Origin of the sequence: Rhodococcus aetherivorans, assembly GCF_011058165.1 — a bacterium.
Lineage (GTDB): Bacteria > Actinomycetota > Actinomycetes > Mycobacteriales > Mycobacteriaceae > Rhodococcus > Rhodococcus aetherivorans.
Genome location: NZ_JAALEG010000052.1, coordinates 25,630 through 42,924, shown reverse-complemented (window position 1 = coordinate 42,924; position 17,295 = coordinate 25,630). Strand labels below are relative to the sequence as shown.

Below are 17,295 nucleotides of genomic sequence, written 5' to 3'. Positions count from 1 at the left end.
GTGGCGGGGCGGTGGGCTGTGCGTCCCGCTCGGAACCCTGCAGCAGGTCGGTGCCGAGGCCGAGGCCGATCGCCGCGACGACGGTGACGACGCTGCCGGCGAGGAGGAGGCGTCGAGGTGTCCGCGGCGGTGCGGTCGTCTCGACGGTGTGCCGGGTGTCGGCGGTGTCGACGGTGTTGCTCGTCTGGTGGGGCGCGGGTGCCGTTGTCGGGGACATCACCGTGCCGCCCGCCTCGCCGGTGGCGGCGCGGGCCAGCAGCGCCGCACCCTCGGCCGCGACGAGTTCGGGTTGTGCGGGCACGATCACCGGGAGGTCGAGCCGGGACTGCATCACGGAGGTGACCAGCGGGATGTGCGCACCGCCGCCGAGGAGCACCGCGGCGTCGGGGGTGCGGCCGGAGCGGCGGATGACCTCCCGGGTGAGGTGGGCCGAGGCTTTTACGGGGCCGTCGATGAGCGAATCGAAGCTGTCCTGGGAGAGCAGCAGCAGACCGCCCTCCCCGGGCATGCACACCGCGCCGTGGGTGGACAGCTGCTCCTTCGCGTCGCGGCACCGGGCGGTGAGGGCGAGCTGTGCTGCCGGGTCGGCCGGCGGGGTGAAGCGGTGCAGTTCCAGGTGATGGTGGTAGATCAGCCGGTCGAGGAGGTCGCCGCTGATCCGGTCCGAGCGTGCGGTGCTCAGCACGAGCCCGGTGGGGCGGTCGACGACGGTGACGGTGAGGCCGGAACTGCCGAGGTCGTAGAACACGAGCGTCTCGTGGTCGCCGAGATCCCCGGACGTCTCCAGTCTCTCGAGCGCGGCCGTCACTTCTGGGACCAAGTGGAAGTGGCCGATCTCGAGTCGGGTCATCGCGGCCTGGACGGCACCGGCCTGCGCCTGGTTCCGGTACGCGACGCCGATGGCCTGGGCCTCGTCGATCTCGTCGGTTTCGGCGAGCACCGTGTCGAGGGATGCGGCGGCCGGGTCTCCCGGCCGTTCGAGGGTCGCGGTCACCGACCGTGATCGGAAGAGCGGACCGTGGGGGCTCTCGGTGTCGCGGCACGCGAAGCGCACAGCGCTGGCCCCGACCGACACACCGAGAACCGACGTCATGACGCCGACTATAACGGTTCGGTCACGGGTCGCGCGCACGGAGCAGGTCGGCTCGGTGCTGCCGGTACACCACCGCCGCGCCGCTCGGTCCTGGACCCCACCACTACGCGGCTCGGCCGGATCAGCCCGCGACGTCGTGCAGATGGTGCTCGACGTCGTGCAGCAGATACTGGCACAACTGCGCGATGGTGAACCGGCGGCCGTCGCTGCGCAGGCCGTCGCGCCACCAGTCCTCGACGCCCTCGACGATCTTGACGGTCTCGTCGGTGCGTGACGCGATCTGCTGGGCGACGGCGGCGGGATCTGCCGCCCAGAACCGCCGGCGGATCGCCTCGGCCTCGCCGTCGTAATCGGCGAACGTCGGGGTGTCCTCGGTGATCATTGCCCGCACTCGTTGTCCGAGGACGGCGATGAGGTCGCGCGCGTGGGAGGCGTACTCGAGCGTCGACCACACCCTCGGAGCGGGACGCTCGGCGACGTTCGGCCGTCGCAGCACGGCCTGCCAGCGTGGCACGCCGGCGCGCAAGCGTTGACCGGTCGTGGCCGGATCGTGCAGCGTGTACCCGCACTCGGGGCACCCTCCGTCGAGCACGAAGGTCCAGTCGCGAGTGTCGGGCATAGCGGGTTCCGGCGCGGTGTCCATGGCCCCATGGTGCCGCTGTACGGGCTCTTCCGGTCCTGGAGTGCCTCGATCGCGCGGGTGAGGTTGCCGCAGTGCAGCAGTGACGGGATCCGGTGGGGGTCGGGTTGCCGAATCGGAGGGAGTGACGGGGCAGTGCTTCGAGTCGGGCGTTGATTGCCGCGGTGGGTCCGTTCGAGGCGCGGTGGTCGACGCAGGCGAGCACGTCGGCTCTGCGTCGGTGCAGGGGGCGTCCGAGTGAGGCGAGGTCGTCGAGACCGTCCGGAACTGACCGATGGTCTTCGTTGAATAACGCACGACAACGGCTCCGTACGGTTCGGCGTTCGGGGACCAGCCGTTTGGGCGGCGGCGGGGCGCGGTGTCGCCGCCATCCTGCTACCGGGTGCGCATGAGGGCAATATTCGGGCACGACGTGCCGCTCGGCGAAGCCGAGGACAAGCTCTCGGCGCTGGTCGACAGCGACGAAGCCACGCACGACATCATCACGATCACCCGGCACGGCAAACCGGCCGCGGTCCTGATGTCGGTCGACGATCTGGAATCACTGCAGGAAACGATCTACTGGCTGTCTCGCCCGGCACCGCCGAGTCGCTCGCGGCCACCGACGGCGATCCTGCTCAGTGCTGACTCGCAGGGCCGGATCTTGGGGAACCGGATCGGTAGCGCCGTCCCGGTTCCGGCCTCATCACAACCGAAGCCTGGCAGGCCGAGCCCGCCACCGAGACCTCGCCTGCTGATTCACACGAGGGTCACGCACGGGTGATCGTGGTCTTCCGTTCCATGATCACCGCGCCTGCCGGTGCTGCCGGGCGTGGGCGAGAGCCGCGACCGCCCGCAGCACCTGCGGTGCGCGCCGGGCGGTGCGGAGCACGGCCCGGTCGAGCACGGACAGGTCGAGGGACCGGTGCGCGATCGGGGGCGGGTCCGTGATCGCGTCGGTGAGCGCGTACAGCTGCCATCGGCCGGGCACCCCGGCGAGCCGGTGCCGGCCCCGGTCGGCGAACCTCAGGCCCGAGCCGGTGCCGAGGTCGCGGGCGGTGCGGGAGACCAGGATCTCGCCGGGACCGGCGGTCGCGCCGATGCGCGCCCCGATGTGCACGGACAATCCGGTCAGCTCGGGTCCGGCGTGCTCGACGGTGCCGGTGTGGACGCCGGCCCGGATCTCGATGCCGAGGCCGCGGGCGTCGTCGCGGATCCGCGCGGCACAGCGCACGGCCGCGGCCGGGCCGTCGAAGAGGCTCAGCGTCCCGTCCCCCGTGACCTTCACGAGCCGGCCGCCGGCCTGCTCCACCTCGGCCCGGACCCGTCGTTCGTGGGCGGCGCGCAGGTCGCGGTAGGCGCCGTCGCCGATACGGGCGAGCAGTTTCGTCGAGCCGACAATGTCGGTGAACAGCAGCGACGCGAGGCTGCGGTCGGCGTCGACCGGATGCTGCATCCCGGTGGCGAGTTCCTCGACGTGGTCGAGGATCGGCCGCCACGCCTCCCCGAGCGAGGCGCCGGGCAGGGCGTTCGGCAACAGGTGGAACGAACCGCGGGGGATCTGCCGCGCGACGAACTCGGCGGCGGCGCGGGGCACGGGGCTGGCGGCCGGGAGCAGCACCCGGGCCGGGCACTGGATCGACGGCAGGGCGCTGGAGTAGTCGAGCCGGAAGATCCACTCGAGGTGCGCCTGCGTCGTGGTCGGTGTCGCGGAGCACCGTTCGAGCATCGCCATCAGCCGCCGGTTGTAGGGGTTGTCGGCGTGGTGCTCCCACATCCGGACCGAGGCCCCGGAACCCCACTCCCGGCCCACGGTCCGCCAGTTGTCGACGAACTCCGCCCGCCGCACCGGCGTCCATCCGTGCGGCTCACCGTCGCCGCCGAGGAGACGCTCGGCAAACGGCTGGACGAGGACCAGGCCGGCGACGCGGTCCGGGGCGCGGGCGGCGACGAGGCACTGCGGTCCGCAGGTGCTGGCGACGCCGACGAGGGTGGCCCGGCGCATCCCCACCTCGTCCATCACGGCCAGCACGTCGTCGGCCTGCTCCTCGAGGCTGGGCACCCGGTCCAGCGGATCGGACAGCCCGATCCCGCGGCGCTGGAAGTACACCGAGCGGCCGAAGGTGCCGTTGCGTTCGATCAGGTAGTGCAGGTGGGGGTCGGTCCACATCAGGTCCAGGTGGGTCTGGATCTCGAGGAACCACACGACGTCCACCGGGCCTTCACCCACCACCTGGTACGCGAGGCCGTGGCCGTCGCGCGGAAGATACCGGGTGACCGGTGGGTCCATCTCCTCAGGCTAGCGGGGCTGCCGGGCGGCGAACAGCCCGCTCTGTGACAAGCACCACGCTGCGCGGTAGGTTGGTGTAACTGCAAGAACTACTCACCAGTAGGGGTACGACATGCCTGCTCCCAGCGCCGCCACCTTCGCACGGTTGGCCGAGCTCATCGCCATCCCGGACGCAGCGAGCCGTCCCACCCGCTCGGTCGTGGAGGCTTTCACCGGTCGTGAACTCGCGACGGTTCCCATCGGCACCGCCGACGACGCCAGGGCCGCCCTCGAGCGGGCCCGCGTCGCGCAGGCCGACTGGGCCCGCCGCTCCGTCGAGCAACGCGCCGAGATCTTCCACCGCTACCACGACCTGGTGCTGGCCCACCGCGAAGAGCTGATGGACATGGCCCAGGCCGAGACCGGCAAGGCCCGCGCGTCGGCGCAGGAGGAGGTCCTCGACATCGCCCTCACCGCGCGCTACTACGCGCGCACCGCGCCCCGGCTGCTGCGTCCCCGCCGCGCCACGGGCATGCTTCCCGGCCTGACGAAGACCACCGTGCGCTACCACCCGAAGGGCGTCGTCGGGGTCATCGCACCGTGGAACTACCCGATGACCCTCGCCGTCTCCGACGCGATCGCCGCCCTGCTCGCCGGTAACGCCGTCGTCCTCAAGCCCGACAGCCAGACCCCCTACTGCGCGCTGGCCGTCGTCGAACTGCTCTATCGGGCCGGGCTGCCGCGCGACCTGTTCGCCGTGGTGCCCGGGCCCGGCTCCGTCGTGGGCACCGCCCTCGTCGAGAACGCCGACTACCTCATGTTCACCGGCTCCTCGCAGACCGGCAGCCTCCTCGCCGAGCAGGCGGGCCGCCGCCTCATCGGCTTCTCCGCCGAACTCGGCGGCAAGAACCCGATGATCGTCACCGCCGGCGCGAACCTGCGTGAGGTCACCGACGCGGCCGTGCGGGCGTGCTTCTCCAACTCCGGGCAGCTGTGCATCTCCATCGAACGGATCTACGTGGAGAAGTCCGTCGCCCCCGAGTTCCTCCGCATGCTCGGCGAGCGGGTGCGGAACATGACCCTCGGGCCGGGTTACGAGTACGGCGTCGAAATGGGCAGCATGGTCAACGAGACCCAGGTCAAGGCCGTCTCCGGGCACGTCGACGATGCCGTCGCCAAGGGCGCCACCGTCGTTGCCGGCGGCCGGACCCGGCCCGATCTCGGCCCCCTGTTCTACGAGCCGACGGTGCTCACCGACGTCCCCGAGGACGCCGAGTGCTACCGGGAGGAGACGTTCGGTCCGCTCGTGTCGGTGTACCCGGTGGACAACGTCGAGGAGGCGATCCGTCGCGCCAACGACACCGAGTATGGGCTCAATGCCAGCGTGTGGGCGGGCACCAAGGCGCAGGGCGAGGCCATCGCGGCGCGGGTGCGGGCGGGCACCGTCAACGTCGACGAGGGCTACGCGCCGGCGTGGGGCAGCACCGACGCGCCGATGGGCGGCATGGGCATCTCGGGTATGGGCCGCCGGCACGGCGCCGAGGGCCTGATCAAGTACACCGAGCCGCAGACGATCGCGACGACCCGGGTGATGAATCTCGGTGGGCCCCGTGGGGTTCCGCCGAAGCTGTGGTCGAAGGTGATGCCGCCCTTCGTCAAGGCGATGCAGTGGCTGCCGGGCCGGTGACGGCCGGCATTTCGCAGAGCCGGAAACACGCGGTGCGACGAACGCGATAATCCGGCTGTGGGCGATCGCCAGGTGCTGCACGGTGCGACGGAGAACCTCCGGGTCCAGCGGCGCCGTCTGCTCGTGTGGTACCTGGCAGTCAGCACCGGGCTCGTCGCGGTAGGAATCGTTGCAGCCCTGCTCGATCCGGCCATCGCCCGATCCGGTAGCTTCGCCGGCATGGCCTCGGCGCTGGCGCTGGGCATCGCCGGGCTGGTGATCCTGCGGTGGGCGCCACGGCGTCCGGGACGCACCCCCATCGTCGCCGCCACCGCGTGCGCGGTCGTCGCGATGCCCGCGGTGATCGCGTTCCACGTCGATCCCTCCCGCATCCTCATCAGCGTCATGGGATCGATGTTCCTGTCGATGTATCTCTCGGCGTTCTGGCCACCGCGGCAGGCCGTCCTGTGGATCGGGGCGCTCACCGCGGCGACCCTCGGCGCCGCGGCCGTCGCCCCGACGCGCCTGCTGTGGGTCGGTTACGTGATCGTCGCCGCCGCCCTGCTCGGGTCCGGGGCGATCTTCGGGGCCGTGGGACGGCTGCTGGTGAACGCGGCGACCCGCGATCCGCTCACCGGCCTGCGCAACCGCGCGGGTCTCGACCTCGAACTGCGCTCGCGGCCGCGCGACCGCGGCACCCGGGTCTGCCTGGGCCTGCTCGACGTCGACGGATTCAAGGCGTTCAACGACGAGCACGGGCATCCCGCGGGTGACGCACTGCTCCGCGACGCCGCCGGGGCGTGGGCGCAGCAGGTGCCGCGCGGCGGGATCCTGGCGCGTCTCGGCGGCGACGAATTCCTCGTCGTGCTCCCGGACACGGACGAAGAGGAGGGGCGCGCGGTGCTCGAGGACATGGTCCGCGCGAATCCCGTGCCGGTCAGCTTCGGGGTCGCGGCGGGCGTCGTCAGCGACCCCATGGACCTCTACCACGACGCCGACATGGATCTGTATCGAGCCAAGGCCGCGACCTGGGCGCACCTGCCGGATCGGTTGGCGCCGCTGCCCCTGCCCGCCGTCCTCGATCTGCTGCCCGTCCCCATCATCGCCGTGCGCGACGGCGGCGCCATCGCCTACGCCAATCCCACCTTTGCGGCGCTGCTCGGCGTCGACGCCCGGGACGTGGAGAACCGGGCGCTGCACGAGATCTTCACCGGCGGCACGTGGCCCGACGGTTCCGTCACCGTCCGCTCGCTGCACGACCGGACCGGGCAACTGTGCGAGTTCGGCCGCCCGGACGGGACCGTCGTGCAGGCGACGGTCGGCGCCGTCCGGATCCGGTGGGAGAACACCCTCGCGACGCTGGTCGTGCTCGGCGACGTCACCGAGCAGCCGAGCTACGCGTCGGGCTGACCTGTGCCCGTGGACGCGCGACGGATCCGGGTGCCGGGGGTTACTGTCGCAGGTGTGCCGGGCACGGTGACGCTCTTCCTCGCCGGAGACGTGATGACCGGCCGGGGTGTGGACCAGATCCTCCTGCACCCCGGAGGTCCCACGCTGCGGGAGTCCTACGTGAAGGACGCCCGGGACTACGTCGAACTCGCCGAGACCCGCAGCGGCGCGATTCCGCGGCCCGCGGGATACGACTGGCCGTGGGGTATCGCGCTGTCCGTGCTCGACGAGTGCGCCCCGGACGTTCGGATCGTCAACCTCGAGACGTCCGTGACCACGTCGCGGGACTACGCGCCGGAGAAGGGCATCCACTACCGGATGAATCCGGCGAACGTCGAGGTGGTCACCGTCGCACGGGTCGACGTGTGCACCCTGGCCAACAATCACGTGCTCGACTTCGGCGTCCGTGGTCTGCGCGAGACCGTCGAGGTCCTCACGGCGGCGGGACTGCGGCTCGCCGGCGCGGGCGGCGACGATCGGCTGGCGTGGCGGCCGGCGACGGTCCCGGTCGGGGCGGGCCGGGTGCGGGTGTGGTCGGTCGGTGCGGTGTCGAGCGGGATCGCCCCGTGGTGGGCCGCGACGGCGACGCGGCCCGGGGTGGCGCTGTTGCCGGAGGTGTCGGAGGCGGGAGCCGACGGGCTGCTCGCCCGGATCGACGCCGACCGCGCGGCCGGCGATGTGGTGGTGGTGTCGGTGCACTGGGGATCCAACTGGGGCTACGCGGTGCCGGACGAGCACGTGCGGTTCGCGCACCGTCTGATCGACGGCGGCGTCGATGTGGTGCACGGGCATTCGTCCCATCACCCGCGGCCGCTGGAGGTCTACCGCGGCAAGCCGGTGCTGTACGGGTGCGGCGACCTGATCAACGACTACGAGGGCATCGGCGGCTACGAGCGCTTCCGCGACGAGTTGCGCCTGCTGTATGTCGTCTCGTTCGACGCGGACTCGCGGGAGCTGCGGGAGTTGCGGATGATGCCGGTGCGGGCGCGGCGGATGCGGCTCGAACACGTCACGCAGTCGCAGGAGCGCTGGCTGCGCGCGGCGCTCGAGGAGTCGTCGGCGATCTTCGGCACTCGGTTGCGGGCCGCGGGGGACGGCGGCCCGTGGATCCGGCTCGAGCGGTGAGCCGGCGCGGTCAGCCGCCCGGACGCGCGACGGGAACGCCGTCGACGACGAGGTCCACCGCCTCGTTGTAGAACGCGACGTGGCCGGCGATCGGTGCGACGGCGGGGAGGGGATCCGGGTACGACCAGGCGACGTTCTCGGCCCGCGGCGTTCCGGTGAAGCTCCAGTACCGGGCCGTACCCTTGTAGGGGCACGACGTGTGCAGTTCCGTCTCCTCGAGTACCGAGAAGTCGACGTCGGCGGGCGGGATGTAGTACCGCACGGGCAGGTGGGTCTCGAACAGCAGCACCGGGTTCCGGGTCTCGGCGACGACCGTGCCGGCGATGGACACCTGCACGTGCCGGCTGCTGGGCAGCGCATCGACCCGGTGGTGCGGGTCGCGGGGATGAACGAAGATCTCCGTGTCCTCCTCGTACCAGTTTTCGATGCCCGCTCCCCGGCGGCCGAACCATTCGAAGCCGATGTACTCCTCGAGTCCCGCGACGTCGAGCACGAACGCCGCGGCGGGCGCCCGGGTCTCGTCGTCGGTCAGATCGAACCACCGCGCGACGTCGTTCCTGTCGCCCGGTGCCGGGGCGGGCGCGAGGAGATCGGTGCGCACGTCGTCGCGGGGGAACAGGTAGAAGGGGACGGGATGGCCGGGCGGCCACACGAGCAGCGCGCGGATGGTGTCGACCACGGTGTGACCGGCCCAGGTTCCGCGGACCCGCCGCTCGCTGGGTTCGTACAGGTAGCCGTCCGACGGGGGCGGACGGCGGCGGGTGGCGGACCTGCGGGCCATGCCCCGACGGTACGCCGGCCATCCGGGCACCGAGGACCGCCGGGCGCACCGCTCACCCGGCGGGCACGGGTTCGTCGTCGCGCGTGACGGCGTAGACGCCCGGGTCGAACGCCGACACCCGGCGACGGAGCGCGGCCGACGACCACGGCCAGTTGAAGCTGTTGCGGCCGTTGACGTCGAAGAAGTAGCTGCGGCATCCGCCGGAGTTGTAGACCGTGCCCGGAAGGGCGGCCTGGACCTCGTCGTTGAAGGCGTCCTGGACGTCGCGCCGCACCTCGAGGGTGCGCCAGCCGCGGCGCACCGCCGTGTCGATCGCGGTCGCGACGTGCTCGAGCTGGGCTTCGAGGATGAGGAACGCCGACGTGTGGCCGGTGCCGAGGCTGGGGCCGAGCAGGACGAACGCGTTGGGAAAGCCCGCGACGGACGACCCCAGGTACGCCTGCGGGCTGCCCTGCCAGTGCTCGTCGAGGCTGCGTACCTGTCCGTCGAACATCCGGCCGGCGATCGGCATGTCGAGGATGTGGAAGCCGGTGCCGAAGACGACGGCGTCGACCTCGGCTTCGCTGCCGTCCTGGGCGATCACGGTGGAGCCGCGGATCTCGCGCACCGCGCTCGGGTGGACCTCGACGTGGGGGCGGGTGAGGGCGGGGTAGTAGGTGTTCGACATGAGCAGCCGCTTGCAGCCCAGGGTGTAGTCGGGGGTCAGGGCGCGGCGCAGCCGCGGGTCGCGGACCTGCGCCCGCAGCTGGGCGCGGCCGATCCACTGCAGTTGCCGCATGAGCCACGGGTGCCGGAAGCCGAGGCCGAGGGCCTCCATGAGCGCGTACTCGGTCGCCTCGACCAGTCGTCGCGCGCCCGGGACGCGGGCGAGCAGCCGGCGCTCGAACCCCGACAGCCGACGGTCGGGCTTGGGCAGCACCCACTGCGCCGTCCGCTGGTACAGGTGCATCCGCGCGACGTCCGGCGCGATCTCGGGGACGAACTGGACGGCCGAGGCTCCGGTGCCGACGACGGCCACGCGCTTGCCGCGCAGGTCGTAGTCGTGGTTCCAGCGCGCCGAGTGGAACACCTCGCCGGGGAACTGCGACAGACCGGGGATGTCGGGTACGAGCGGTTCGTTCCACGGTCCCGCGGCGGCGACGAGGAACCGCGCCCGCACGGTCCCGCCGGTGGTCTCGAGGGTCCAGCGCGCGTCGATCGGGTCCCAGTCCGCGCGCAGCATCTCGATCCCGAACCGGACGTGGGACCTCACGCCGCGGGCGTCGGCGGTGTGCTCGATGTAGTCTCGGATCTCGTTCTGCCCGGCGAAGATTCGGCTCCAGTCCCGGTTCCGGGCGAAGGAGTACGAGTACAGCAGCGAGGGCACGTCGCAGGCGCATCCGGGGTACGTGTTGGCGCGCCACGTGCCGCCGAGGGTCCCGGCCTTCTCGAGGACGACGAAGTCGGTGATCCCGCGCCGTCGCAGCGCGATCGCCGCGCCGATGCCGGAGATCCCGGCGCCGATCACCACCACCCGGTATTCGTCCATCGCGTCGTCCCCTCGTCTCCCGTGATCCCCATTCGAATACCGTCGGTATCCGGATAACCACAGTATCCGAACTTCGGCCGCTCCGGTACCGTCGAGTCGTGGCACGACCGACCCGCCAGGAGACCCAGGCACGCACCCGTGAGGATCTGCTCGCCACGGCGGCCGAGCACTTCCTCGAGCGCGGCTACGCCGCGGCGTCCCTCGACCAGATCGCCGAGGACGCCGGTTATTCCAAGGGCGCGGTGTACTCCAACTTCCGCAACAAGGACGAGTTGTGCTTCGCGGTGCTCGACCGGATCCGGGCCGAGCGCATGGGCGAGATCGCCGCGACGCTCGCGGCCGGTGCGTCGCTCGACGACGTGGTGACCGCGTTCGGGGTGTGGGCCGAGCGCACCATCGGCGACCGGCGCTGGACCCTGCTCGAGATCGAGTTCTCGGTGCGCTCCCGGCACAACGAGGCGATCCGGTCCCGCATCGCGGCAGGTGCCGAAGGGGTGCGCACGCTCATCGCCGAGCTGATCCGCTCGCTCGCCGACCGGTACGACGTCACGCCCACGATGGATCCCGGGCAGGCGTCGGCCATGCTGCTCGGGCTCGGCATCGGCCTGGGCCTGCAGCGCGCGATCAGTCCCGAGCTGTCGGCGGCCGCGTTGACGGACGCGGTGCGCGCGTTGATGCGGCCGCGGCGGTGAGGTCGGCGGAACCTACCGGGCTCGGTAGGTCAGGCAGTTGGCCGCGTGCTCTCCGCTGCCGGTGCCGCCCACGCGGATCTCGCTCGCGGTGCACTCGAGATCCTGGTTGTGCACGCAGTCGGCGCGCTGGCAGGCGCCGACCATGCTGCTGGTGACGGTGTCCAGGCCGCCCTTGGTCGACAGCGGGATGAACGTCTCGCAGTCGGCGCTGCCGTTGTGCCCGGCGACGTTGATGGCGTAGGCGTGGCAGCCGTCGTGGTTGTAGGAGCAGGTGCCGACGCTGCACTCGGTGACGTGCGGCATTTCCATCGTGGTCATGATCGATCCTTCCGGAGGACGGTTGTCCACTATGGGATGCAGACCATGGTAGTGGTGCGGCGGGTGTGCGAACAGGGTAGTGGCCGAGCGGATTTCGTTGGTGTGCGGTGTATTTCGAGAACACCCGTGTTGCGTAAACCGGGTCGGCTCACACCCGGGCCGCGGCGGGCTCGCGCACCGGTTCGAGGCTCGGCCGCCGGGCGACGGGGATGGCGAGGGTGACGGCGGCGGCGACGAGGGCGACACCGCAGCCGATGAGCATCCCGGTGCGGAACCCGCCCTCGGTCGGCAGGCTGTAGCCGCCGACCGGCACGCTCATCTGCGACAGGACCACGCCGACCACCGCCGCCGACACCGAGGTGCCCACTGCGCGCATCAGGGAGTTGACGCCGACGCCGTCGCGGACTGCGGCACCGCACCCAAGATCAGCGCGGGCATGGCCCCGTAGGCGAAGCCGACACCGGCGCTGCAGATGCGGACGACGAGCATCAAGCCCCACATCGAGCCCATGAGCAGCAGGGACACCCCGTAGCCGGCGGCGATGACCAGGCATCCGATCAACAGGGTGACCTTCGGGCCGCGGGTCGCGGACAATCTTCCGCCGATCGGTGAGACGGCCATCATCACCAGGCCGCCCGGTGCCATCCACAGTCCCATGGCCGGCATCGACCGGCCCAGGCCGTAGCCGGTCTCGGCGGGCAGCTGCAGCAGCTGCGGCACGATGAGCGACTGCGCGTACATCCCGAATCCCACCACGACCGAGGCGGCGCTGGTCGGCAGCACCGGGGGCCGGGCGGTGGCCCGCAGGTCCACGAGCGGATGCGGCCGGCGCAGCTCTCGTCGAGCGCATCCCCGACCCCGAGGGGGGCGTCGCGCGCAAGTTCCGCATCACCGCGGAGGGTGTCCGTCGCCTCGACGACGAACGCGCCCGCTCCGTCGCCGGGCTCGAGCGGGTGCTGGTCGACTGGGATCCCGCCGAGGTCGCCGAGTTCGCCCGCTGGCTCGAACGGTTCGACACCGACCTCGAGCGTCTGGCGGGGCACCCCTGGCCCCGGCCGGTGAGCTCGCCCGGATCGTCCCCGTCCCACCCCGAGGGCCGCAGCGGGTCCTGAGCCCGCCCACCCGGCGGCGCGGAGCGACACGAGCGCGGCCTCCGCCGTTGACATTGACGTCAACGTCAACGCATGCTGTGCGGGTGACGACGAGCGAAGCCCAGGAACGGGCCCGGTCCGCGCGGCGCGACAGCGACGGCCCGCGCCGGCGGGCCCTGCTCGAGACCGCCCGCGACTGCTTCGGCGAACTCGGCTACGAGCGCACCACCGTCGCGGTGATCACCGGCCGCGCCGACGTCTCCCGCGCCACCTTCTACGCGTACTTCTCCTCCAAGGAGGAGGTGTTCCGCGCGCTCGCCACCCTCGTGTGCCGGCAGTTCCTCGACGCCCAGCACATGGAGGGGCAGGCGGTGGACGACCTGCGCCGGGTGCTGCGCACCACCACCCGCGCCTTCATCGAGTCCGTCTACGTCAACGGCCGCATCCTCGAGCTGATCGAACACCGCGCCCGCCTCGACGACGAGGTCGGCGCCGAGTGGGAGAGCGTGCGCGAACGCCTCGTGGGCCGCTACGTGCGGTTCGTCGAACGCATCAACGCCACCGGCGAGGTGCTCCCGTGCGCGCCACCCGAACGCATCGCCCGCACCCTCGCCGACGCGCAACGCGCCGGCGCCCTGCGCCTGCTCGGCGCCCCGAGACAGGAACAGCAGTCCTACATCGACGACATGATCGCGATGTCCGAACGGCTCATCGGCTTCCGCTGACCGGCCCCGACCGACAGGACCCCCGACACCCATGCTGCTCGTAGCCAACCGCGGCGAGATCGCCCTGCGGGTCATCCGTTCCGCCACCGAACTCGGCCTCGACACCGTCGCCGTGTATGCCGAGGACGACGCGGACAGCCCGCACGTCGCCGCCGCCACCCGCGCCGTCGCGCTGACCGGTGCCGGACCGGCCGCCTACCTCGACGGGCAGGCGCTGCTGCGCGCCGCCGCCGAGACCGGCTGCACCCTCGTCCATCCCGGATACGGATTCCTCAGCGAGAACGCCGAATTCGCCGAAGCGTGCGCCGCGGCCGGGATGACGTTCGTCGGACCCGAGCCGCAGGTGCTGCGGATCTTCGGTGACAAGGCCGCCGCCCGCCGCACCGCCGTCGCCGCACAGGTGCCCGTGCTGCCCGCCACCGACGGGGGCGTCACGGCCGGCGCGGCCCGCGACTTCCTCGCCGCCCACCCCGGCGGCATCGTCCTGAAGGCGCTCGCCGGCGGGGGCGGCCGCGGCATGCGGATCGTGCGCGACGCCGCGGACCTCGACGACGCCTTCCGCGCGTGTACGGCCGAGGCGGAGTTGGGTTTCGGCAACGGCGCGCTGTTCGCCGAGGCCTTGTGCGCTCGGGCCCGGCACATCGAGGTGCAGGTCGTCGCGGCCCCCGACGGCGCGGGCGGGGTGCGGGCCCTCGCGCTCGGTGACCGGGACTGCAGCGTGCAGCGACGCCACCAGAAGCTCGTGGAAATCGCTCCGGCGCAACGGCTCGGCGCGACGGTGCGCCGCGCGCTGCACGAGGCCGCGGCGCGGCTGTGCGCATCGGTGGGCTATCGGGGTCTGGCCACCGTCGAGTTCCTCGTCGCCGGCGACGACGCGGTGTTCCTCGAGGTGAACCCCCGGATCCAGGTGGAGCACACGGTCACCGAGGAGGTCACCGGCGTCGACCTGGCCGCGACGCAGATCGCGATCGCCCGCGGTGCCCGGTTCGACGAACTCGGCCTGCCCGGCGGCGTCACCGCCGACGGCGCCGGCGTGCGCGGCGAGCCCGCCGCCGCGAAGGGCATCGCCGTCCAGGCTCGCGTCAACACCGAGACGATGCGCCCCGACGGCCGGGCCGTACCCGCCTCCGGCACGCTCACCGTGTTCACGCCGCCCACCGGGCCGGGCGTCCGCGTCGACACCTACGGCCGTCCCGGGCTGACGACCAGCCCGCGCTACGACTCGTTGCTGGCCAAGGTGATCACCCACACCCGCATCGACGACTTCGCGGCGGCGCTGCGCAAGACGGACGCGGCGCTCGGCGACCTGCTCGTCGAGGGTGTCGCCACCAATGCCGAGTTTCTGCAGAATATCCTGCGCGACAAGGACTTCGCGGCATCCGACGTGCACACGTCGTGGCTGGACGAACGGATCGCCGACCTCGCCGTCGCCGGCCCCGACGGCGCACCGGCCGTCGCGCCGGAACTGCACGCGGGGGAGGAGGCGATGCGCGCCGACATGGTCGGCACCGTCGTCGAGACCGCCGCCGACGGCGACGCGCTCGCGCCGGGCGCACCCGTCGCGGTGCTCGAGGCGATGAAGATGCAGCACGTGGTGTCCGCCTCCGGACCGGCGACCGTGGTGCGCCTGCTGGTGCGGCCGGGGCAGACCGTGCAGCCGGGGGAGGTGCTCGCCGTGGTGCGCGCCGGGTCCGGCGACGCGGCCACCGGCGACGGGGGTGAGCGGGACCTCGACGCCGTGCGCGACGACCTCACCGAGATCCGGAACCGGCACGCCCGCACCCTCGACGCCGCCCGGCCCGACGCGGTCGCCAAGCGGCACCGGATGGGCCGTCGCACCGCGCGGGAGAACATCGCCGACCTCGTCGACGACGGCACCTTCGTCGAGTACGGGCCGCTCGTGCTCGCCGCGCAGCGCAGCCGGCGCAGCGAGGAGGACCTGATCGCCAACACCCCCGCCGACGGGCTCGTCGGCGGTCTCGCCCGTATCGACGGTGCCGAATCGGTGGTGCTCTCCTACGACTACACCGTCCTCGCCGGCACACAGGGCATGCGCAACCACAGCAAGACCGACCGGCTGCTCGCCCTCGCCGCCCGCCGCGAGGTGCCGCTCGTGTTGTTCGCCGAGGGCGGCGGCGGACGGCCCGGGGACGTCGACGCCGGACCCGGACAGGGCTTGGAGCTGTCGACGTTCCGCGCGATGGCCGCCCTGCGCGGGCGCGTCCCCACCGTCGCGGTGGTCTCCGGGCGGTGCTTCGCCGGCAACGCCGCCCTCGCCGGCGTGTGCGACGTGCTGATCGCCACTCCCGACACCAACATCGGCATGGGCGGGCCCGCGATGATCGAGGGCGGCGGGCTCGGCGTGTACCGGCCCGAGGACATCGGCCCGATCGACGTGCAGCGCCGCAACGGCGTCGTGCACCTCGCCGCACGCGACGAGGCGCACGCCGTCGAACTGGCCCGGCAGTACCTCGGCTACTTCACCGCCGCCGCCGGCGAGTGGGCGGCCCCGGACCCGCGGCTGGCGCGCCACGTCGTTCCCGAGAACCGGTTGCGCGCCTACGACGTGCGCGCGGCGATCGATGCGATCGCCGACGTCGGTTCCGTGCTCGAACTGCGCGGCGACTACGGTGTCGGCATCGTCACCGCCCTCGTCCGCGTCGAGGGCGCGGCGTACGGGGTGCTCGCCAACAGCAGCCACCACCTCGGCGGCGCGATCGACGCCGAGGCCGCGGACAAGGCCGCCGACTTCCTCGAGCTGTGCCAGGCGCACCGCCTGCCCGTCGTGAGCCTCTGCGACACACCGGGATTCATGGTCGGACCCGAGTCGGAGAAGGAGGCCACGGTGCGCCGGTTCGGCCGGCTGTTCGTCGCCGGTGCGCGCCTGACCGTCCCGTTCGGCACGATCATCCTGCGCAAGGGTTACGGCCTCGGCGCCATGGCCATGGCCGGCGGGTCCTTCCACGCACCCGAGTTCACCGTGGCGTGGCCCACCGGCGAGATCGGCGGGATGGGGCTCGAGGGCGCGGTGCGGCTCGGCTTCCGCAAGGAACTCGAGGCCGCACCCGACCGGGCCGCGCGCGACGAGCTGTTCGCGCAGCTCGTCGCCGCCGCCTACCAGCACGGCAAGGCCCTGCAGGCCGCGACGATCTTCGAACTCGACGACGTCATCGATCCCGCCGACACACGGGCCTGGGTGTCGCGGCTGCGCATGTCCTGAGCGCCGGTGGGTACCCGTCCGTCACCGAAGGGAGGTGGCGGTGAGCAGGCAACCGGGAGCCGAGGAGTTCGTGCCGGAGACCACCGACCTGGCCGAGCTCGCGGCCGCGGCGGGCGGCTGCCGCGGATGCGAGCTGTACCGGAACGCCGAACGCACCGTGTTCGGCGCCGGCCCGGCCACGGCCCGGCTCGTGCTCGTCGGCGAGCAGCCCGGCGATCTGGAGGACCGGGCCGGGGAGCCGTTCGTCGGCCCGGCCGGGCGGCTGCTCGACCGGGCCCTCGAGGAGGCGGGGATCGACCGCGGCGAGGTCTACGTGACCAACGCGGTCAAGCACTTCAAGTTCGAGCGGGCCGCCGCCGGCGGGCGTCGCATCCACAAGAAACCGGCACGCGGCGAGGTCGTCGCGTGCCGGCCTTGGCTGGTCGCCGAACTGCGGGCCGTGCAGCCCGACGTGCTCGTGTGCCTCGGCGCCACCGCGGCCCAGTCGCTGCTCGGCCCGTCGTTCCGGGTGACCGCGCACCGGGGGGAGATCCTGCACCTCGACGGGGAGGTGCAGATTCCGTCCGCTCCGGCCGTCGTCGCCACGATCCACCCGTCGGCGATCCTGCGCGGACCGGCGGAGCAGCGGGACGAGGCCCTCGCCGGGCTGGTCGCCGATCTGCGGGTGGCCGCCGGGGTGCTGTAGTACCTACAGCTGTTCAGTACCTACAGCTGTTCGG

At 72.3% G+C, this 17,295-nt stretch carries 14 protein-coding genes and 2 pseudogenes; 9 read left to right on the top strand and 7 right to left on the bottom strand.

All coding sequences use genetic code 11. The features are described 5' to 3' along the window. Both G6039_RS19195 and G6039_RS19190 read right to left on the bottom strand, forming a co-directional pair. The coding region (locus tag G6039_RS19195; protein WP_164528097.1) for a DUF7159 family protein at window positions 1–1,093 on the bottom strand (1,093 nt) is incomplete at its 3' end. A gap of 121 nt (window positions 1,094–1,214) precedes the next feature. Beyond that, window positions 1,215–1,736: a hypothetical protein gene (locus tag G6039_RS19190; RefSeq protein ID WP_043803023.1), complete on the bottom strand. Its 522-nt coding sequence runs from the start codon at window positions 1,734–1,736 to the stop codon at window positions 1,215–1,217. Between the two features lie 385 nt (window positions 1,737–2,121). Between G6039_RS19190 and G6039_RS19180 the strand changes: the two are divergent. Continuing rightward, window positions 2,122–2,360: pseudogene (locus G6039_RS19180) on the top strand (type II toxin-antitoxin system Phd/YefM family antitoxin). A gap of 157 nt (window positions 2,361–2,517) precedes the next feature. On the opposite strand, the gene G6039_RS19175 reads toward G6039_RS19180, so the two are convergent. Beyond that, window positions 2,518–4,002: an adenylate/guanylate cyclase domain-containing protein gene (locus G6039_RS19175; RefSeq protein ID WP_043803025.1), complete on the bottom strand. Its 1,485-nt coding sequence runs from the start codon at window positions 4,000–4,002 to the stop codon at window positions 2,518–2,520. A gap of 112 nt (window positions 4,003–4,114) precedes the next feature. Here G6039_RS19175 and G6039_RS19170 point away from each other — a divergent pair, with 112 nt between their 5' ends. Genes G6039_RS19170 through G6039_RS19160 form a run of 3 tightly spaced genes read left to right on the top strand, consistent with a single transcriptional unit; the run spans window position 4,115 to window position 8,221 of the window. Continuing rightward, window positions 4,115–5,668, top strand: a complete 1,554-nt coding sequence (locus tag G6039_RS19170) for a succinic semialdehyde dehydrogenase (RefSeq protein ID WP_043803027.1) — start codon at window positions 4,115–4,117, stop codon at window positions 5,666–5,668. A 57-nt stretch (window positions 5,669–5,725) separates the two neighbouring features. Next, window positions 5,726–7,057 carry a diguanylate cyclase domain-containing protein gene (locus G6039_RS19165; RefSeq protein ID WP_029546916.1) on the top strand — a complete coding sequence of 444 codons (1,332 nt, stop codon included), beginning with the start codon at window positions 5,726–5,728 and terminating at the stop codon, window positions 7,055–7,057. A gap of 54 nt (window positions 7,058–7,111) precedes the next feature. Continuing rightward, window positions 7,112–8,221: a CapA family protein gene (locus G6039_RS19160; protein ID WP_029546917.1), complete on the top strand. Its 1,110-nt coding sequence runs from the start codon at window positions 7,112–7,114 to the stop codon at window positions 8,219–8,221. Window positions 8,222–8,231: 10 nt separating this feature from the next. Here G6039_RS19160 and G6039_RS19155 read toward each other — a convergent pair whose 3' ends face one another. Next, entirely contained in the window at window positions 8,232–9,002 is a 771-nt protein-coding gene (locus G6039_RS19155) for a DUF427 domain-containing protein (protein ID WP_029546918.1), read from the bottom strand. A gap of 52 nt (window positions 9,003–9,054) precedes the next feature. Further along, a complete protein-coding gene (locus G6039_RS19150; RefSeq protein ID WP_043803031.1) occupies window positions 9,055–10,530 on the bottom strand; it encodes a flavin-containing monooxygenase in 1,476 nt (491 codons plus the stop codon). A 98-nt stretch (window positions 10,531–10,628) separates the two neighbouring features. Between G6039_RS19150 and G6039_RS19145 the strand changes: the two genes are divergently transcribed. Next, window positions 10,629–11,222 (top strand): TetR/AcrR family transcriptional regulator, encoded by a 594-nt coding sequence (locus G6039_RS19145; RefSeq protein WP_043803034.1) that lies wholly within the window; start codon window positions 10,629–10,631, stop codon window positions 11,220–11,222. A 12-nt stretch (window positions 11,223–11,234) separates the two neighbouring features. Here G6039_RS19145 and G6039_RS19140 read toward each other — a convergent pair whose 3' ends face one another. Both G6039_RS19140 and G6039_RS19135 read right to left on the bottom strand, forming a co-directional pair. Then, on the bottom strand, window positions 11,235–11,540 hold the full coding sequence (locus G6039_RS19140) for a DUF1540 domain-containing protein (protein ID WP_006935328.1): 306 nt from the start codon (window positions 11,538–11,540) through the stop codon (window positions 11,235–11,237). A 148-nt stretch (window positions 11,541–11,688) separates the two neighbouring features. Next, a pseudogene (locus G6039_RS19135) lies at window positions 11,689–12,377 on the bottom strand (MFS transporter); the annotation flags it as partial. Between the two features lie 116 nt (window positions 12,378–12,493). Between G6039_RS19135 and G6039_RS30735 the strand changes: the two are divergent. The 4 genes from G6039_RS30735 to G6039_RS19115 all read left to right on the top strand — a co-directional run bounded on the left by G6039_RS30735 (window position 12,494) and on the right by G6039_RS19115 (window position 17,261). Continuing rightward, window positions 12,494–12,652 carry a hypothetical protein gene (locus tag G6039_RS30735; protein ID WP_006935326.1) on the top strand — a complete coding sequence of 53 codons (159 nt, stop codon included), beginning with the start codon at window positions 12,494–12,496 and terminating at the stop codon, window positions 12,650–12,652. A gap of 77 nt (window positions 12,653–12,729) precedes the next feature. Next, on the top strand, window positions 12,730–13,356 hold the full coding sequence (locus G6039_RS19125) for a TetR/AcrR family transcriptional regulator (protein ID WP_029546921.1): 627 nt from the start codon (window positions 12,730–12,732) through the stop codon (window positions 13,354–13,356). 31 nt (window positions 13,357–13,387) lie between these two features. Next, window positions 13,388–16,576 carry an acetyl-CoA carboxylase family protein gene (locus G6039_RS19120; protein ID WP_043803038.1) on the top strand — a complete coding sequence of 1,063 codons (3,189 nt, stop codon included), beginning with the start codon at window positions 13,388–13,390 and terminating at the stop codon, window positions 16,574–16,576. A gap of 40 nt (window positions 16,577–16,616) precedes the next feature. Continuing rightward, window positions 16,617–17,261, top strand: coding sequence for a UdgX family uracil-DNA binding protein (locus tag G6039_RS19115; protein ID WP_152103967.1), 645 nt, complete (start codon window positions 16,617–16,619; stop codon window positions 17,259–17,261). The last annotated feature ends 34 nt before the right edge of the window (window positions 17,262–17,295 follow it).